Below are 15,195 nucleotides of genomic sequence, written 5' to 3'. Positions count from 1 at the left end.
AATAACATATGCGATTTATCTCTACAATTATATTAGTGCTTTCTTTTCAATCTCTATTTGCCCAAATAGGGGAACGAGTTTATGTGGCCGGAGAAGTTATAGTACCTCAGGATGGTGAGGCTTCTCAGATAGAAGTGATAAACCAAAACACCAATAAGGGGACAGTCACCAACGAATACGGGCAATTTGGAATTACCGTAAAGGAGGGAGATAGATTGAGATTTGAAGCTATTCAGTATCAAAACTTCACTGTGATTATAGATGATAACATCATAAAAAAGAAAAAACTTACCATCAAAATTAATGATGAAATCAATACACTAGATGAAGTTATTGTAAGGCCCTACGACTTAGAAGGCAATATTGAAGTAGATGTGAGAAAAGTAAAAACCGAATTTTACGAAGCTCCAGAGTCTGAAGCCGTGATCAATGAGTATGAAGGAAACCAACCTTATGTAGGTTCCCAAACGCTTACTGAGAATGTGACGACAGAGCAAAGGTTTATTAGAAATGGCTTGAATATCGCCAATATTTTTAGAGAAATCTTATCTTCAAGAGAGGTTAAAGAGGATCACAAACTCCCTCAAAATGTAGATGTGATGGTCAGAAAGATGTACAAAGATTCTTTCTTTAAAGAAAACCTGGATATCGAGGAAAGTGAAATCAATAATTTTATCTTTTTTGTTGAAGATAAAGGCCTCACCAAGTCCATGTTAGAAAAGGGCAATGAACTCGACCTGATTGAGTTCCTCATAAAAAAATCAGAATCTTTTAAATCTCAAAATTAATTTGAAAAAAACACTGCATTTATTTTTTCTCTTAAGTATGACGCTTTCAGCTCAGGAAAGATTTATCGAAGGGAAAATTTATGCAGATTCTATTCAGGATTATCAGGTCAATATAATCAACATCAATAAGAAAATAGGCGCTGTTTCTAGTCCTCAAGGAACTTACAAAATTAGAGCAACCATCAATGATTCCATACTATTTACATCGCTGCAACACAAAACTTATACCCTTGTCATTAAAGAAAAACATCTAAAAAACAAAACCTCGATTTTTTTAGAACCTCAGATTAATGAACTTCCAGAAGTCACCTTAAATCAATATCAATTAACAGGGGATCTGACAAAAGACATTAAAAATGTAAAGGTAGATTTCGTGGACCAGCGTCAATTTGGATTTGGTGTTCCCAGAGAGCTTGATAAAATTGACAGAGAACTCTACAGTGCTAGCACTGGGATGCTCACCCCTTTGCTTTATGCTATAACCGGACAAACAAAGCGATTAAAAAAGCGAAAAGAGAATAGCATAGTTAGGGCTAATAAAAATAAAATCTTAAGACGAGTAGACAGCAACCTCATCACCAAAGACTTAAATATACCCGAAATTTACATTGAAGATTTTGCCTACTTTTGCGCCGAAGATGAGTACACTATTTCGATTATGGAAAAAGAAGATCCCTTGGCCCTAATCGATGAATTGAAAGCTAAGGCACTCGCCTATTTAGAATTAAAAAACATTCAAAAATGAAATTAATCGCCTTAATGTTCTGGCTATCATTTTCAATTCTTGGAAGTGGGGCGCATGAGTTTTACCTAAGTGTCACCGACATAACTTACATCGAGGAGGAGAAGACTATTCAGATCATTTCGAGAGTCTTTATCGATGATTTTGAAAATGTAATTAATACCAGATATCAAAAAGATTTTAAACTTATTCCAAGATTAGAAGTCGAAGAGATAGATGATTATGTAGAAAAATATATTCGAGACAAGTTTTCTTTAGAAACTGGAGATGGGCTGTTGAAATATAAATACCTTGGACGGAAGTATGAAGATGATATGGTATATTTATTTCTAGAGATAGAAGAAGTTAGAAATTTCGATTATTTAACGGTCAAAAATTCGATATTAACAGACTTGTTCGAAGATCAAAAAAACATGATCCATTTTAAATCCGGAGACTTTAAAAAAAGTTTTATTTTAGAAAAAGGACAATTAGAGCGTCAAATCAATTACTCAATAGATTAATACAAATAACCCTATGAATTTAATTAAGTACTCTACTTTCATTTTATCCCTTTTGGTGTTTTCGGTTTCAGGATACGCCCAGGAAGAGAATAAAGAAGAAAAACAAAGCGGACATACCAATCAAAACAAATTCAGGCAACTCTATGATGAATTTGCTACTCCAAATGTCTACAGAACTGCCTCTGGTGCTCCAGGTCATCAGTATTACCAAAATACTGCAGATTATGAAATGGACATCACATTGGACGATGAAAACACTCGCTTATATGGTAAAGAAACTATTACCTATACCAATAATTCGCCAGATGCGTTAGAATACTTATGGGTACAATTAGATCAAAACATAAGAGCTGCAGACAGCCCTGCCAAAGATAAAGGAAGTAGCGAATTTGCACCTGTTTCTCCAGCTGGGAGTTTTGTAAATTCACATATGAAAGCAAGTTTTGATGGTGGTTTCAATATTAAATCTGTGCAACAAGACGGAAAGGATTTACCTCACACCATTAACTTTACAATGATGAGAGTGGATATGCCAAAACCACTTATGCCAGGAGAGTCCTTTTCATTTTCTATAGAATGGGACTATTTAATCAATAACCATACTGTAAACGGCGGTCGTTCTGGTTACGAGTATTTTGAAGAAGACGATAACAGAGCTTATGTTATTGCACAGTTCTTTCCAAGAATGGCAGTATATAATGATAAAGAAGGATGGCAAAATTACCAATTTTGGGGAAGTGGAGAATTTGCCCTACCCTTTGGTAATTATGATGTGAAAATTACAGTTCCAGAAGATCACATCCTAGATGCGACTGGAAAATTACAAAATAGAAAAGAGGTCTTTAGTAAAGTCATGATGGACCGTTACGAAAAAGCTAAGACATCTTATGATGAACCGGTCGTTATTGTAACTGAAGAAGAGGCTATAGCTAACGAAAAGAAAAATGCTACAAATACCAAAACATGGGAGTTTAAAGCAGAGATGGTTAGAGATTTTGGCTTTGCCACTTCTAGGAAGTTCATCTGGGATATGATGGCCGTTAAAGTAGGCGGTAAGGATGTAATGGCTGTTTCGTTATACCCTAAAGAAGGAAACCCTCTATGGGAAGACTGGTCGACAAGAGCAGTAGCAAGTACACTAGAAACCTACAGCGATTACACCTTCAATTATCCATACCATAAAGCCATTTCTGTTCATGCCAGAAGCCAAGGGATGGAATACCCAATGATTTGCTGGAATTATGGAAGACCTGACGAAAATGGGTTTATCTCAGACCGAGTAAAATTTGGAATGATGAGTGTTATTATTCATGAGATTGGCCACAATTTCTTCCCTATGATTGTTAATAGTGATGAGAGACAATGGGGATGGATGGATGAAGGGCTCAACACCTTTATGCAATATTTATCCGAGCAGGAATTCGCTAAGAAATATCCAGAAATTCTTAAAGGAAACGAGCAAACCTATGAGAAATACCCTTCTAGACGCGGTGAGCCATCAAAGATTGTTAACTACATGAAAGGTAATCAGGAATATATTTCACCGATCATGACAAACCCAGAACAAGTTTATCAGTTGGGTAACAATGCATACGGAAAACCTGCTACAGCACTCAATATACTTAGAGAGACTGTAATGGGTCATGAATTATTTGATTATTCCTTCAAAACATTTGCTCAACGCTGGATGTTTAAGCACCCTACACCAGAAGATTTCTTTAGAACTATGGAAGATGCTTCTGCAGTTGAACTCGATTGGTACTGGAGAGGATGGTTCTACACCACAGATTATGTAGATATAGGAATAGAAGATGTCAAAAACTATTTTATTACCAGCAATCCAACTGAAGAAGGAAAAGCAATCTTGGCTCGTTACGGCATTGATGACCCAGAAAACGATCCCCGTACTAAAGATGCCGTTTACCTACTCACAGAAGATAGCGAAAGCTTTGAAGCTTCTATGAAAGAAGGTGACCCTCTTGAAAATGCTCCAAAATTGAGAGAATATCTCATGGATAATTTTTCTCAGGCAGAGATAGCTAACATGAAGCAGCCTAAACATATTTATGAAATCACTTTTAATAAACCTGGAGGATTAGTAATGCCAATCCTGGTAGAGTTTGAATATGTTGATGGTACTACTGAAATGATAAGGTATCCTGTACAGGTTTGGAGAAAAAGTGATGATGTAGTCAAAAAAGCGATTTTCACTGAAAAAGAAATTGTCAAAATTACTGTAGATCCAAATCAGGAAACAGCAGATGTAGATACCAGTAATAATACCTGGCCAAGAGAAAATAAAGCCAGTGAATTCGATTCTTTTAAGGAAGGAAAATAGATTTCAAAATCTTAGAGTGAAAAAAGGTCAGTTAAAATAATTGACCTTTTTTTATATCATAAATTTTAAAGCTTTAGGTATGATCTCAATCTGAAGTTCTTCAAATTTTTCAATCACTTCTCCATCGATTTGAAGCAATCGAGGAGATTTTAGTTTTACTGTTGCCGATTTAGCCTGAATGGTTTCTAGGTTTTGGTTTTGTTGATTTTCATCAAACTTAGAGAGAGCTGCTTTAATTAAGTCTGTAAAATCCATTGCTTTCACAACCACAAATTCAAAAAAACCATCATCCATTTTACCAATTGTATTTAGTGGTATTCCAGTGCCATATTTCCTACCATTGCAAATGGCCAGCATCACTCCTTTTCTCTCATATTCCATTTGTTCGGTCTTAATTTCAAACTCAAAAGGTTGGAGATTCCGAAATTCTGTCCAGAAATGCTTAGCATAGGTAAACATACCTCTGCCGCCATCTTTTTCATAATTAGCTACCAAATTGGCGTTAGCTCCAATATCGGCTAAATGGAGACACAGATAAGAATTGTTGATTGAAATGACATCTAATGTTTTCTGACTGGTAGATTCAAGAAACTTTTGAAATAGTACTCTAGGATTATCCTGCAAGTCTAATTCTTCAGCCATCCCATTAGCAGAGCCCATGGGAATAAACCCAACATTCACTTTATTATCCATTAATGGTTTCAAGAACATGTTTAAGGTACCATCACCACCAACAATAACCACTTTATCTGGAGAAAATTCAGAAATTAATTCTTGAAGTTGAGAACAATCGTTTGTTCCAGAAGTTTTGAAAACCCTGTATTCAACTCCTGCTTTGCTCATGGATTCCTTTGCAAATACGATAAAGTCAGATTTATTTTTGCTTCCAGATACGGGGTTTATGACCAGTAGTATACTCATTTTATCTCTTTATAGTTTTCTATAAGATTTTGAACCTCAACATCATAATCGTCTCCATCTTGAAAATACATACAATCTATACCTGTACTCTTCAAGGTTTGCCACTTTTCTTTTTGAACCTGACTCATAAAAAAACTGGTTTGTCTAATATAAATCTTAAGAATTTGAGACTTATATAGGTTTGCAATTTCAGTGTAAATATCCATATCTTTTTGAGTATCGTCTCCAATTAGAATAAATTTTTTATCATGCTGGTTGGAAATAATACAGTTCAAGAAATTTAATTTATGTTTTCCCTTTTTGGGTTTAAAAAGCGTTTTAAATCTTTGGTAGGGCGTCAAAAAGAGTGGTCCCACTGGCACTTCATTATATCTAAATATTGCTGTAATAAGCCCAAACAGATTACTTTCACTTTTAGACAGATAAAAGATCCTGTACTTACTCTCATTAAAGAAATCTAGCAACGCATTGGTAAACAACACTTTTTTTCGCTTTTTGGGTCTTTTGAATAAAATGGAAAAGATGCGTTTTAGTGCTGAAGCCGTATGAGAGTGAATGACGGTATCGTCTATATCTGAGATAACTTCAACAGGAGACTCTGATTTCTTAAAGTAATGCGGGTGGTATTGATTGACAGGCAATTCCTGATGGTCACTATCAAAAACAGTGAAATCTTCTATGGTTTTCTCAGGAAGAAGTTTGAAAAAATAGCCTTTTTTGCTGGTCTTAACCGTGTAAGTTTGGTCGTCTGTCTCAATTGTAATGGTTTTATTTTTATAGGCCTTTTTTCGGTAAGAACTCAATACATTCCAGGCATTACCAAAAATGGACTTGGGATACTTGTCGATACGGGTTTCATTTTTTAAGGTAGTTCCCGTTACAAGAACTTTATCGTTCAATTCTAACGCTGTAAAGTGCCATAAAAATGCCATAGCCTTAGTTTTTCGTTTTTGCTCTAAGTCTGAAAAGTAACACAATTCCACCAGCAAAAAATAAAATCAGAAATAATATAGAATTCCTAATGCTACCCGTTAATTGAGCAATAAAACCATATAGGAACATACCGATAACAATGCCTATTTTTTCAGTCACTTCGTAAAAGCTAAAAAAAGAAGCCGTATCCTTTTCATCTGATGGAATATATTTGGAATATGTTGACCTTGACAATGACTGAATGGCTCCCATGACAAAACCGACAAAAAAGGCTGTGATATAAAATTGATACGGCTGTGTAATAAAAAAGGCAAAGACACAAATCCCAATCCAAATGAAATTAATAACAATCAGCACGTTAACGTTTCCGTACTTTTCTGCAAGGTTTGAAGCTAAATTAGCTCCTAAAATAGCTATGATTTGAATAACCAATATACTGATGATCAAACCCGTAGTCGACTGCCCTTCTGCCCACTGTATTTCACCTACACCAAAATAAGTAGCGATAAGCATAATGGTTTGCACCGCCATACTGTAGACAAAAAAAGCTCTTAGATAGGGTTCGAACCCAAAAGATGACTTGATTTTCTGATATGTTTTTTTGAGTTCCTTAAAGCCATTCCAGAAGATATCTCTTGCTTTGGAGTCGCCCTTACGATTTCCTTTAGGTAAATAGGCATAGGTATATTGACTAAAAGCAATCCACCAAATCCCTGTGAGGATAAATGAAATTCTGGTTGGTAGAGATTCACTTTTAAATCCGAAGGTTTCGTAGAATAGAATCATGATTAAGCAGATGATCAATAAAATCACGCTACCGATGTATCCAAGTGAAAAGCCTTTGGCTGAAGCCTGATCCTGCTGATCTCTAAAGGCTATATCTGGTAAATAGGAATTATAAAACACGATACTGCCCCAAAAGCCAATGAGACCAAAAAAGTAACAGATAAGCCCAAACCATAAATCTTCTAAAGAAAACCAAAACAAACCAATACAGGCTGTTGCACCGATATAATTGAAAAGCTTCATAAAGTTTTTCTTATTTCCTACATAATCTGCAACTCCTCCAAGCAAGGGGCTCATTACAGAGATCACTATGAAAGCTAAACCAGTAACATAACTTATGAGAGCATCGTTATTGATTTGATATCCCAGAAATTCCACAGTATCATTTATGACACGTCCATCATCGTCTTTGATCATGGTAAGTGCTCCGTAATAAATAGGAAAAATAGCAGAACTTATGACCAGTGGATAAACCGAATTGGCCCAATCATAAAAAGCCCAGGCATGGATAAGCTTTTTATGACCTTTGGGAAATGATTTTGTCTTCAAAACTTTATTCAAAAGAAGTGACACCAAACTTGGCAGCTTCTTTCTTAGCCTCCTCTGTCATACTCCTGAGGTTCTGAATTCTGGAATCGTTAGAAGGGTGAGTGCTCAGGAATTGTGGAGGTCCTCCTCCACCAGAATTCTCTTTCATCCGTTGCCAAAGCTCAGCTGCCTCTTCAGGATTATAACCAGCAATAGCCATCAGCTTAATCCCAATTTCATCAGCTTCTGTTTCGTGTTTCCGACTAAAAGGCAGCATAACACCCAGCTGAGAACCCAAACCAAATGCTGTTGCAAATAGCTGTTGAGACTGCTGGTCGTCACCAATGGCGATAGTTCCTACAGCACCAGCTGCTTGTTGAATTTGTGCCGCGCTCATTCGCTGCTGACCATGATTTGCAAGGGCGTGAGCAACTTCATGTCCCATAATGGCGGCAACACCTGCTTCATTTTCAGCGATAGGAAGGATCCCTGTATAGAAGGCGATTTTTCCTCCTGGCATGGCCCAGGCATTTACTTGATCATCATTGATTAAGCTGAATTCCCATTTATAATTTTCAGTGTAATCGGGATAACCGTTTTTTGCTAACCAGCGTTCTGAAGCATTAGCAATTTTATAACCTACCCTTTCGATCATTTGAGCCTGCTCACCTTCTTTAATAACATCACTTTCCTCAAGAACCTGATTATATTGCTGAAAAGAAGTTGGTAAAATTTGAGAATTTGGCACCAATGCCAGTGTGCTTTTTCCGGTAAATGGATTGGTTCCGCAGCTCACTAATATAGCTGATATTAAAAAGATGGTATAGAATTTGAACTTGGTCATGATGGTAATTTTTATCAAAACTAATCATAAAATTAATGACGTTATCTAATTGATTTGTGAAAATTACACTGTGGATGCAGATTAAGTTCTAATTTTAAAAAAAAGTTACAATGAAACAATTATCGATTATTTTAATCATGCTCATTCTTACTTCCTGTAAATCTGAGGCACAACAAGAAAAAGACAACTCTAAAGAATTTAAAGTTCAAAAAACCGAGCAGGAGTGGAAGGCCGAGCTTACTGACGAGCAATTTCAGATTTTGAGAAAAGCTGGCACTGAAAGGCCTTATTCCAGTCCTCTTAATGATATCAAGCAAGCAGGTACGTTTGTTTGCGCTGCTTGTGGAAATGAGTTGTATGAAACCAAACACAAATTTGATAGTGGCACAGGTTGGCCAAGTTTCGACAGAGCGATTGACAGCAGTCTTGCTTACAGCTCCGACAGGAAGCTAGGTTATGAACGTTCCGAATTACTTTGTGGAGACTGTGGCGGTCATCTAGGACATATTTTTGATGATGGACCCAGAGAAACCACCGGCAAAAGACATTGTATAAACGGCGCAGCCTTACAATTTATTCCCAAAGAAAAATCTTAAACATTAATATATGACAGATCAAGAATGGCATGAAAAGCTTAGCGAAGAGGAGTATCGTATTTTAAGAGAAAAAGGAACAGAACCTCCTCATTCTGGAAAATATAACACGCATTTTGAAGATGGAAAATACCACTGCAAGGGTTGTGGTGCTTTGCTCTTTGACAGTACTTCAAAATTTGAAAGTAATTGCGGCTGGCCGAGCTTCGATAGTTCTGTAGAAGGAGCTATAGAATATAAAAAAGATAGCAGTTTCGGCATGATGAGAGTGGAAATTCTCTGCTCAAATTGCGGAGGTCACATCGGTCATATTTTTGACGATGGTCCTACAGAAACAGGAAAACGCTACTGCGTTAACTCCCTTAGTATAAACTTTAAAAATCAAGACTCATGAAAAAAATAGCATTATTATTAGTAGTTGTGATTGCCTTTCTAGGTTGCGAAGGCGATCGTGGTCCTCAAGGCCCACCTGGAGGCGTAGAAAGAGGTATAATTTTGGAAACCACCGGTGATTTTACCGCTCAAAATGAATATTCATTTGGCTATGAATTTCCAAATACCGTAGAAGTATTTGAATCTGATGTCGTACAAGTCTTTTTGCTTGAAGAAGTGATCGATGATGTTTCCGGTCCGGTTGATGTATGGACTCCTTTAGATACAAGTTTCTTTTTTGATGATGGAAGCCAGTTGGTTTATAATTATAACCACACCTTTTTTGATGTTCAGTTTTTCTTAGGTGGTAATGTAAACTTTAACACCGTTTCAAATGATCTATTATTAGGTCAGACTTTTAGGGTTGCCGTCATTCCAGCGGATTTTGCAGAAAAAAATCCTAACTTGAACAGCATGGAAGCTATTATGCAAGCCCTGCCGAATGCAGAAATCATAAAACTAAAATGATCAACAATTGCTCTTAATTTTAGGCTTAAGTTAATACTCTTAAAATTAAGGGTTTTCTTTGTAAATATAATTTTAATTTTACGCTTCAAAAAAAATAATTATGAGCGATAAATCAGGAAAAGTTCAAGATCTGATCGATAGAAAATTTTTAGAACAACGAAAAGTATTTCTTAATGGCCAGGTAGATGGCAAGAGCGCAAAACATATTATAGATAGATTAATGTACCTGGACATGGAAAGTGATGATGAAATACAATTTTACATCAACAGTCCTGGCGGATACGTTACCGATGGTTTTGCGATATATGATACCATGAAATCTCTTAAAAGCCCAGTATCAACTATATGTAGTGGTTTAGCAGCTTCAATGGGATCTATTCTTATGTCTGGAGGCGAAAAAGGTAAACGCTTTATCCAGCCTCATGCTAAGATTATGATTCACCAGCCTATGGGTGGTGCTCAGGGCCAAGCTTCTAATATTGAAATCCAGGCACAGGAAATTTTAAAAATCAAAGAGTTGAGTGCACAGATTTTAGCAGATAACTGCGGTCAGGATTTCGAGAAAGTCATGAAAGATTTTAAGCGTGATTATTGGATGAACGCACAGGAATCTTTGGACTATGGAATTGTTGACGGCATTTTATCTTAACAATGTCCATTGAATTTAAATACATCTCTCCAGAAGAAACCAAGCCTCTTAGGCAGCTTGTGTTAAGACAAGGAAAGTCGATAGATTCTTGTATTTGGAATGGAGATCACCTAGAAAGCACCAAACATATTGGTGCTTTTCTTTCTTCAAGATGTATTGGAATTTTAAGCCTTTTCAACAACAAAACCGAAAAAATAGAGAACAAAAGCCAATACCAGCTTAGAGGTATGGCCGTTCATCCTGAGCATCAGGGGAAAGGAATTGGAAAAGCTTTGGTTGCTTTCTCTGAAGCTGAACTCAAAAAATCTGGGATTACATCCCTTTGGTGTAATGCCAGAACCTCTGCTGTAAGTTTTTATAAGAACTTAGATTTTACTGTTTCTTCTGAAGAATTTCTTATCAAAGATGTTGGACCTCATGTAGTAATGTCTAAAACCTTGACTTAAGCATGCATCGTAATCAATTCATTAAATTGACTTTTTTAGCCAGTCTTGGAATTCAATATGAAATAAAAAATGAATTCTTTAAAGCCTGTTCAACACAGCAAGTGCAAATCAAGAATCTGCTAGGCTTGAGCGCTTCCCACCTCATTTCCGACTCTATTCTAATTGAAAAACAAACCTACCGGTCGTTTTTAAAAATGAAATCTGAGGCCGCTAAAGAAGGGATGGAGATTCAAATCGTTTCAGGGTACAGAAGCTTTAGTCATCAAAAATCAATTTGGGAACGAAAATTCAAACAGATGACAAAACAAATGAGTTCTGAGGAAGCGATTTCAAATATTATCACCTACTCTTCAATTCCAGGAACCTCTCGTCACCATTGGGGTACAGATATAGATGTCATCGATGCCGCCGTAAAAGCTCCAGAAGGAGACCTCTTACTAGAACAGAATTATACAGGCCTTGGACCATATTCTCCTTTGAAATCGTGGATGGAGGCAAATTCGAAGAAATTTGGATTTCATTTAGTTTATACTGCAGATGAAAAAAGATCCGGCTTTAATTATGAACCCTGGCATTATTCCTACGCCCCTACTTCTCGCAAGTATCTCAATTTACAAGTCTCAAATGAATTTAAACTTGCCTGGAAAAAATTAGAGTTTACAGGAAAGTCTGATATGTCCGATGAGTTTATAGAGACCTATTTCAAAAACTACAGTTTAGGAATAAATCCAACATTAATGCCTTCTTAAACTCAGTTAAGGGTATAGCAATAATTCTTATTTTAGCTTAAAATTTAGTAAAATGGGAAAACGAGTCATATTAACAATTTTAGATGGCTGGGGAATTTCGCCCTATAAAGACGTTTCTGCTGTAGATCAAGCTAATACTCCATTTATGGATAGCTTATATAAAGACTATCCTCACGCGACTTTAAGAACTGATGGACTTAATGTAGGTTTACCAGAAGGTCAAATGGGTAATTCTGAAGTTGGACATATGAATCTTGGTGCTGGAAGAATTGTGTATCAGGATCTTGTCAAAATCAATATGGCAGTTGAGAAAGACACCCTAAAAAATGAGCCTGCTCTTGAACAAGCTTTCGATTATGCCAAAAACAATGATAAAGCAGTTCATTTTCTTGGTCTTGTGAGCGATGGAGGCGTGCACTCCCATATCAATCACCTCAAAGGCCTAACAAAAGCCGCTCAGGATTATGGCATACAAAAGAAATATGTCCATGCCTTTACAGATGGCAGAGATGTTGATCCGCATTCTGGAAAAAAATTCATTCAAGATTTACTTCCTCACCTTGATAAAACTGAAACTCAGTTTGCAAGTATTATTGGCAGGTATTATGCTATGGATCGTGATAAGCGCTGGGAAAGAATTGCTAAAGCTTATCATCTTATAGTCAACGGGGAAGCAGAAACCTATACCGATAATCCCTTAGCAGCCCTGGATAAAAGTTACGCAGATAATGTCACAGATGAGTTCATCAAATCAATTTCTGTAGCTTCCGATAAGAAAAATGCTTCCAAAATAGAGGAAGGTGATGTCGTCATTTTCTTCAATTTTAGGACAGATCGTGGAAGACAACTCACGCAGGCGCTAAGTCAGGAAGACTTTCCTGAATTTGACATGAAGGCGCTACCACTTTACTACGTTACGATGACGAAATATGATGATTCGTTCAAAAACATCAATGTGATTTACAAGAAGGATAATATTAGAGCAACTCTAGGAGAGGTACTTGAGTATACTGGCAAATCACAAATTAGAGCTGCAGAAACTGAGAAGTACCCCCATGTTACGTTTTTCTTTTCTGGAGGTCGAGAAGAACCCTTTAGAGATGAAAAACGAATTATGGTGAATTCTCCAAAGGTAGCAACCTATGACCTTCAACCAGAAATGAGTGCTTTTGAACTGAAGGACAAGGTAGTAAGAGAAATTTCAGAAAAAGATGCTGATTTTATTTGTCTCAATTTTGCTAATCCAGATATGGTAGGCCATACTGGCGATTTTGATGCCGCTGTAAAAGCCTGTGAAACTGTTGATGAATGCCTGAAAGAGGTAGTAGCTCAGGCTCAAAAGCAGGATTACTCTGTTATTGTGATAGCAGATCATGGGAACAGTGAAACCATGATTAACGAAGATGGATCTCCTAACACTGCACACACAACAAACCCTGTACCTTTTATATTAGTTGATAAGGATATTAAGTCTGTAAAAGATGGAATCCTTGGAGATATTGCTCCAACAATTTTAGATTTAATGGATATAGACAAGCCAGAATTAATGACTCAAAACTCACTTATTTCATGAAAAAAAGAATTTCTCTAGTATTACTAGCCATAGGCGTTACCCTAACTGTAATTGCTGGGTTTACTTCCTCAAGCTTTAATTCTAATATCGACAGCAGCCAGCAAGACTATAAATTAATATTAGGCGAGTTCAGTCTTAAAGAGCTAAAGTCTAGCATCAATAAGAAGTGGTTTGAAGCTCAGTACAATACTTACGATCCGAAACCATCTACCACAAGTGAAATAGCCAGCGTATTCAAAAATAAAGATATAAGTATCACTGTATATATGGGCACCTGGTGTGAAGATAGTCAACGTGAATTTCCAGCTTTTATTAAAGTCTTAGATAAAACAGGGTTCAATAAGGATAAATTGAAGATTGTAGGCGTTGATGAGAATAAGAAGGTTCCTAATATTTCTGAAGAAGAAAGAAAGGCATTAAATATCATCAACGTACCCACCATCATTGTATATAATGCTAACGGAAAAGAAATGAATCGCTTCGTGGAATTTCCACAACAAACTTTGGAAGAAGATCTTCTCAAAATAGTCTCAGGGAAAGACTACAAGCATGTTTACGAATTTTAATACATCGCTATGATTTCATCCAAAAAACCTGTTTTAGCCATAGATTTTGACGGCACTATTGTAGATAATAAATATCCGGATATTGGCAAACCTAAATTATTTGCCTTTGAAACATTGAAAAAGCTTCAAAAAGAAGGTTTCGTTTTAATTCTATGGACTTACAGGGATGGAGAAAGACTTCAGGAGGCTGTAGATTATTGCCAAAAAAACGGTATTGAATTTTATGCAGTCAATAAAAGTTATCCTGAAGAAGTTTATACCGACAAAATCAGCAGAAAAATAAATGCCGACATTTTTATTGATGATAGAAATATTGGTGGTTTTTTGGGCTGGGGACAGATCTACAGAGAACTTATCGGAGAGGACGAAAATCTAGCAAAGCTGAAAGCAAAAAAGAAAGGCTTTTTCAGTTCTATTTTTAAATAATAATTGAATGATTGTTACCAAAACGAACGACGAACTAAAATTAATGCACGAAAGTGCTCAAATCGTATCTAAGACCTTAGGTATGGTCGCCAGAGAAATCAAGCCTGGTATAACTACTTTACAGCTTGATCAGCTAGCTGAAGAATTTATAAGAGATCATGGTGCTATCCCTGGTTTTTTGGGCTTGTATGACTTCCCTAACACGCTTTGCGTAAGTCCAAACGCTCAGGTTGTACATGGTATTCCTAATAATAAGCCCCTGGAAGAAGGCGATATCGTATCGATAGATTGTGGGGCTATTAAGAATGAATTTTACGGAGACCACGCCTACACCTTCGAGGTTGGAGAAGTAAGCGATGATGTCAAAAAACTAATTCGAATCACTAAAGAATCACTTTATAAAGGTATTGCACAATTTAAAGAAGGCAACCGTGTGGGCGATGTGGGATATGCCATTCAAAAACATACAGAGCAGCATGGTTATGGTGTAGTTAGAGAACTTGTAGGGCACGGATTGGGTAAAACCATGCACGAGGATCCTCAGATGCCAAACTATGGCAAAAGAGGGAGAGGCAAAAAATTTAAAAATGGAATGACCGTCGCAATAGAACCCATGATTAATATGGGAACCAAGCGTATCAAACAACTTCCAGATGGGTGGACCATCCTAACTTCTGATGGTAAACCTAGTATTCACTTCGAACATGATGTTGCCTTAATAGATGGAAAGCCAAGATTGTTATCTACTTTTGATTATGTTCACGAAGCGCTTGGCATACAATCTACAGAAGAAGATCCTTACCGGTTTGATTTCTCGAGTCTATGATAAATTAGCTTCCGGCTCAACATTAACGTCTAAATTATTGATGAATTAATTAAATCATGCTATCCAATTTAAAGGATAGCATGA

18 protein-coding genes are annotated in these 15,195 nt (G+C 36.6%); 14 read left to right on the top strand and 4 right to left on the bottom strand.

Annotation, left to right across the window (positions count from 1 at the left end):
• Nucleotides 1-8 precede the first annotated feature (8 nt).
• The 4 genes from F598_RS0105350 to F598_RS0105335 are packed head-to-tail and all read left to right on the top strand — an operon-like array spanning nucleotide 9 to nucleotide 4,371.
• Nucleotides 9-788, top strand: coding sequence for a carboxypeptidase-like regulatory domain-containing protein (locus tag F598_RS0105350; protein WP_019037993.1), 780 nt, complete (start codon nucleotides 9-11; stop codon nucleotides 786-788).
• Nucleotide 789: 1 nt separating this feature from the next.
• Complete coding sequence (locus F598_RS0105345; protein ID WP_026302534.1) at nucleotides 790-1,533, top strand: hypothetical protein; 744 nt, start codon at nucleotides 790-792, stop codon at nucleotides 1,531-1,533.
• Entirely contained in the window at nucleotides 1,530-2,033 is a 504-nt protein-coding gene (locus F598_RS0105340) for a DUF6702 family protein (RefSeq protein WP_019037991.1), read from the top strand. Before F598_RS0105345 ends, F598_RS0105340 begins: the two co-directional genes overlap by 4 nt.
• Nucleotides 2,034-2,046: 13 nt before the next feature.
• Nucleotides 2,047-4,371 carry a M1 family metallopeptidase gene (locus tag F598_RS0105335; RefSeq protein ID WP_019037990.1) on the top strand — a complete coding sequence of 775 codons (2,325 nt, stop codon included), beginning with the start codon at nucleotides 2,047-2,049 and terminating at the stop codon, nucleotides 4,369-4,371.
• A gap of 51 nt (nucleotides 4,372-4,422) precedes the next feature.
• Here the strand turns inward: F598_RS0105335 and F598_RS0105330 are convergent, their stop codons facing one another.
• Genes F598_RS0105330 through F598_RS0105315 form a run of 4 tightly spaced genes read right to left on the bottom strand, consistent with a single transcriptional unit; the run spans nucleotide 4,423 to nucleotide 8,383 of the window.
• Nucleotides 4,423-5,292, bottom strand: a complete 870-nt coding sequence (locus F598_RS0105330) for a diacylglycerol/lipid kinase family protein (protein WP_019037989.1) — start codon at nucleotides 5,290-5,292, stop codon at nucleotides 4,423-4,425.
• Nucleotides 5,289-6,224: a phosphatase domain-containing protein gene (locus F598_RS0105325; protein WP_026302533.1), complete on the bottom strand. Its 936-nt coding sequence runs from the start codon at nucleotides 6,222-6,224 to the stop codon at nucleotides 5,289-5,291. Before F598_RS0105325 ends, F598_RS0105330 begins: the two co-directional genes overlap by 4 nt.
• 4 nt (nucleotides 6,225-6,228) lie before the next feature.
• Nucleotides 6,229-7,560, bottom strand: a complete 1,332-nt coding sequence (locus F598_RS0105320) for an MFS transporter (protein WP_157594963.1) — start codon at nucleotides 7,558-7,560, stop codon at nucleotides 6,229-6,231.
• Nucleotides 7,561-7,564: 4 nt separating this feature from the next.
• Complete coding sequence (locus F598_RS0105315; protein ID WP_019037986.1) at nucleotides 7,565-8,383, bottom strand: M48 family metallopeptidase; 819 nt, start codon at nucleotides 8,381-8,383, stop codon at nucleotides 7,565-7,567.
• A 110-nt stretch (nucleotides 8,384-8,493) separates the two neighbouring features.
• Between F598_RS0105315 and msrB (F598_RS0105310) the strand changes: the two genes are divergently transcribed.
• The 10 genes from msrB (F598_RS0105310) (at nucleotide 8,494) to map (ending at nucleotide 15,111) form a co-directional block, all read left to right on the top strand.
• Nucleotides 8,494-8,979, top strand: coding sequence for a peptide-methionine (R)-S-oxide reductase MsrB (gene msrB, locus F598_RS0105310; protein WP_019037985.1), 486 nt, complete (start codon nucleotides 8,494-8,496; stop codon nucleotides 8,977-8,979).
• Between the two features lie 10 nt (nucleotides 8,980-8,989).
• Nucleotides 8,990-9,370 (top strand): peptide-methionine (R)-S-oxide reductase MsrB, encoded by a 381-nt coding sequence (msrB, locus tag F598_RS0105305; RefSeq protein WP_019037984.1) that lies wholly within the window; start codon nucleotides 8,990-8,992, stop codon nucleotides 9,368-9,370.
• Nucleotides 9,367-9,876: a hypothetical protein gene (locus F598_RS0105300; RefSeq protein ID WP_019037983.1), complete on the top strand. Its 510-nt coding sequence runs from the start codon at nucleotides 9,367-9,369 to the stop codon at nucleotides 9,874-9,876. The genes msrB (F598_RS0105305) and F598_RS0105300 overlap by 4 nt, the downstream gene beginning before the upstream one ends.
• A 100-nt stretch (nucleotides 9,877-9,976) precedes the next feature.
• Nucleotides 9,977-10,525, top strand: a complete 549-nt coding sequence (locus tag F598_RS0105295) for a ClpP family protease (protein WP_019037982.1) — start codon at nucleotides 9,977-9,979, stop codon at nucleotides 10,523-10,525.
• A gap of 2 nt (nucleotides 10,526-10,527) precedes the next feature.
• The gene (locus tag F598_RS0105290; RefSeq protein WP_019037981.1) at nucleotides 10,528-10,971 is read left to right on the top strand and encodes a GNAT family N-acetyltransferase; all 444 of its coding nucleotides are present in this window, start codon (nucleotides 10,528-10,530) and stop codon (nucleotides 10,969-10,971) included.
• Nucleotides 10,972-10,973: 2 nt separating this feature from the next.
• Nucleotides 10,974-11,720 carry a M15 family metallopeptidase gene (locus F598_RS0105285; protein ID WP_019037980.1) on the top strand — a complete coding sequence of 249 codons (747 nt, stop codon included), beginning with the start codon at nucleotides 10,974-10,976 and terminating at the stop codon, nucleotides 11,718-11,720.
• 52 nt (nucleotides 11,721-11,772) lie between these two features.
• Entirely contained in the window at nucleotides 11,773-13,293 is a 1,521-nt protein-coding gene (gene gpmI / locus F598_RS0105280) for a 2,3-bisphosphoglycerate-independent phosphoglycerate mutase (RefSeq protein ID WP_019037979.1), read from the top strand.
• The gene (locus tag F598_RS0105275; RefSeq protein ID WP_019037978.1) at nucleotides 13,290-13,859 is read left to right on the top strand and encodes a TlpA family protein disulfide reductase; all 570 of its coding nucleotides are present in this window, start codon (nucleotides 13,290-13,292) and stop codon (nucleotides 13,857-13,859) included. The genes gpmI and F598_RS0105275 overlap by 4 nt, the downstream gene beginning before the upstream one ends.
• A 9-nt stretch (nucleotides 13,860-13,868) precedes the next feature.
• Nucleotides 13,869-14,285: a BT0820 family HAD-type phosphatase gene (locus tag F598_RS0105270; protein ID WP_019037977.1), complete on the top strand. Its 417-nt coding sequence runs from the start codon at nucleotides 13,869-13,871 to the stop codon at nucleotides 14,283-14,285.
• Between the two features lie 7 nt (nucleotides 14,286-14,292).
• Nucleotides 14,293-15,111: a type I methionyl aminopeptidase gene (gene map / locus F598_RS0105265; RefSeq protein ID WP_019037976.1), complete on the top strand. Its 819-nt coding sequence runs from the start codon at nucleotides 14,293-14,295 to the stop codon at nucleotides 15,109-15,111.
• The last annotated feature ends 84 nt before the right edge of the window (nucleotides 15,112-15,195 follow it).

The organism is Psychroflexus tropicus DSM 15496, assembly GCF_000378765.1.
Lineage (GTDB): Bacteria > Bacteroidota > Bacteroidia > Flavobacteriales > Flavobacteriaceae > Psychroflexus > Psychroflexus tropicus.
Note: the sequence above shows the minus strand (reverse complement) of the source record. Positions and strands in the feature narration are given on the sequence as shown.

What these genes read in the sequence shown, in the direction of transcription:
- F598_RS0105350 (WP_019037993.1), top strand. Translation starts at nt 9, where the DNA reads ATGCGATTTATCTCTACAATTATATTAGTGCTTTCTTTTCAATCTCTA.
- F598_RS0105340 (WP_019037991.1), top strand. Translation starts at nt 1,530, where the DNA reads ATGAAATTAATCGCCTTAATGTTCTGGCTATCATTTTCAATTCTTGGA.
- F598_RS0105335 (WP_019037990.1), top strand. Translation starts at nt 2,047, where the DNA reads ATGAATTTAATTAAGTACTCTACTTTCATTTTATCCCTTTTGGTGTTT.
- F598_RS0105330 (WP_019037989.1), bottom strand. Translation starts at nt 5,292, where the DNA reads ATGAGTATACTACTGGTCATAAACCCCGTATCTGGAAGCAAAAATAAA.
- F598_RS0105325 (WP_026302533.1), bottom strand. Translation starts at nt 6,224, where the DNA reads ATGGCATTTTTATGGCACTTTACAGCGTTAGAATTGAACGATAAAGTT.
- F598_RS0105315 (WP_019037986.1), bottom strand. Translation starts at nt 8,383, where the DNA reads ATGACCAAGTTCAAATTCTATACCATCTTTTTAATATCAGCTATATTA.
- msrB (WP_019037985.1), top strand. Translation starts at nt 8,494, where the DNA reads ATGAAACAATTATCGATTATTTTAATCATGCTCATTCTTACTTCCTGT.
- msrB (WP_019037984.1), top strand. Translation starts at nt 8,990, where the DNA reads ATGACAGATCAAGAATGGCATGAAAAGCTTAGCGAAGAGGAGTATCGT.
- F598_RS0105300 (WP_019037983.1), top strand. Translation starts at nt 9,367, where the DNA reads ATGAAAAAAATAGCATTATTATTAGTAGTTGTGATTGCCTTTCTAGGT.
- F598_RS0105295 (WP_019037982.1), top strand. Translation starts at nt 9,977, where the DNA reads ATGAGCGATAAATCAGGAAAAGTTCAAGATCTGATCGATAGAAAATTT.
- F598_RS0105290 (WP_019037981.1), top strand. Translation starts at nt 10,528, where the DNA reads ATGTCCATTGAATTTAAATACATCTCTCCAGAAGAAACCAAGCCTCTT.
- F598_RS0105285 (WP_019037980.1), top strand. Translation starts at nt 10,974, where the DNA reads ATGCATCGTAATCAATTCATTAAATTGACTTTTTTAGCCAGTCTTGGA.
- gpmI (WP_019037979.1), top strand. Translation starts at nt 11,773, where the DNA reads ATGGGAAAACGAGTCATATTAACAATTTTAGATGGCTGGGGAATTTCG.
- F598_RS0105275 (WP_019037978.1), top strand. Translation starts at nt 13,290, where the DNA reads ATGAAAAAAAGAATTTCTCTAGTATTACTAGCCATAGGCGTTACCCTA.
- F598_RS0105270 (WP_019037977.1), top strand. Translation starts at nt 13,869, where the DNA reads ATGATTTCATCCAAAAAACCTGTTTTAGCCATAGATTTTGACGGCACT.
- map (WP_019037976.1), top strand. Translation starts at nt 14,293, where the DNA reads ATGATTGTTACCAAAACGAACGACGAACTAAAATTAATGCACGAAAGT.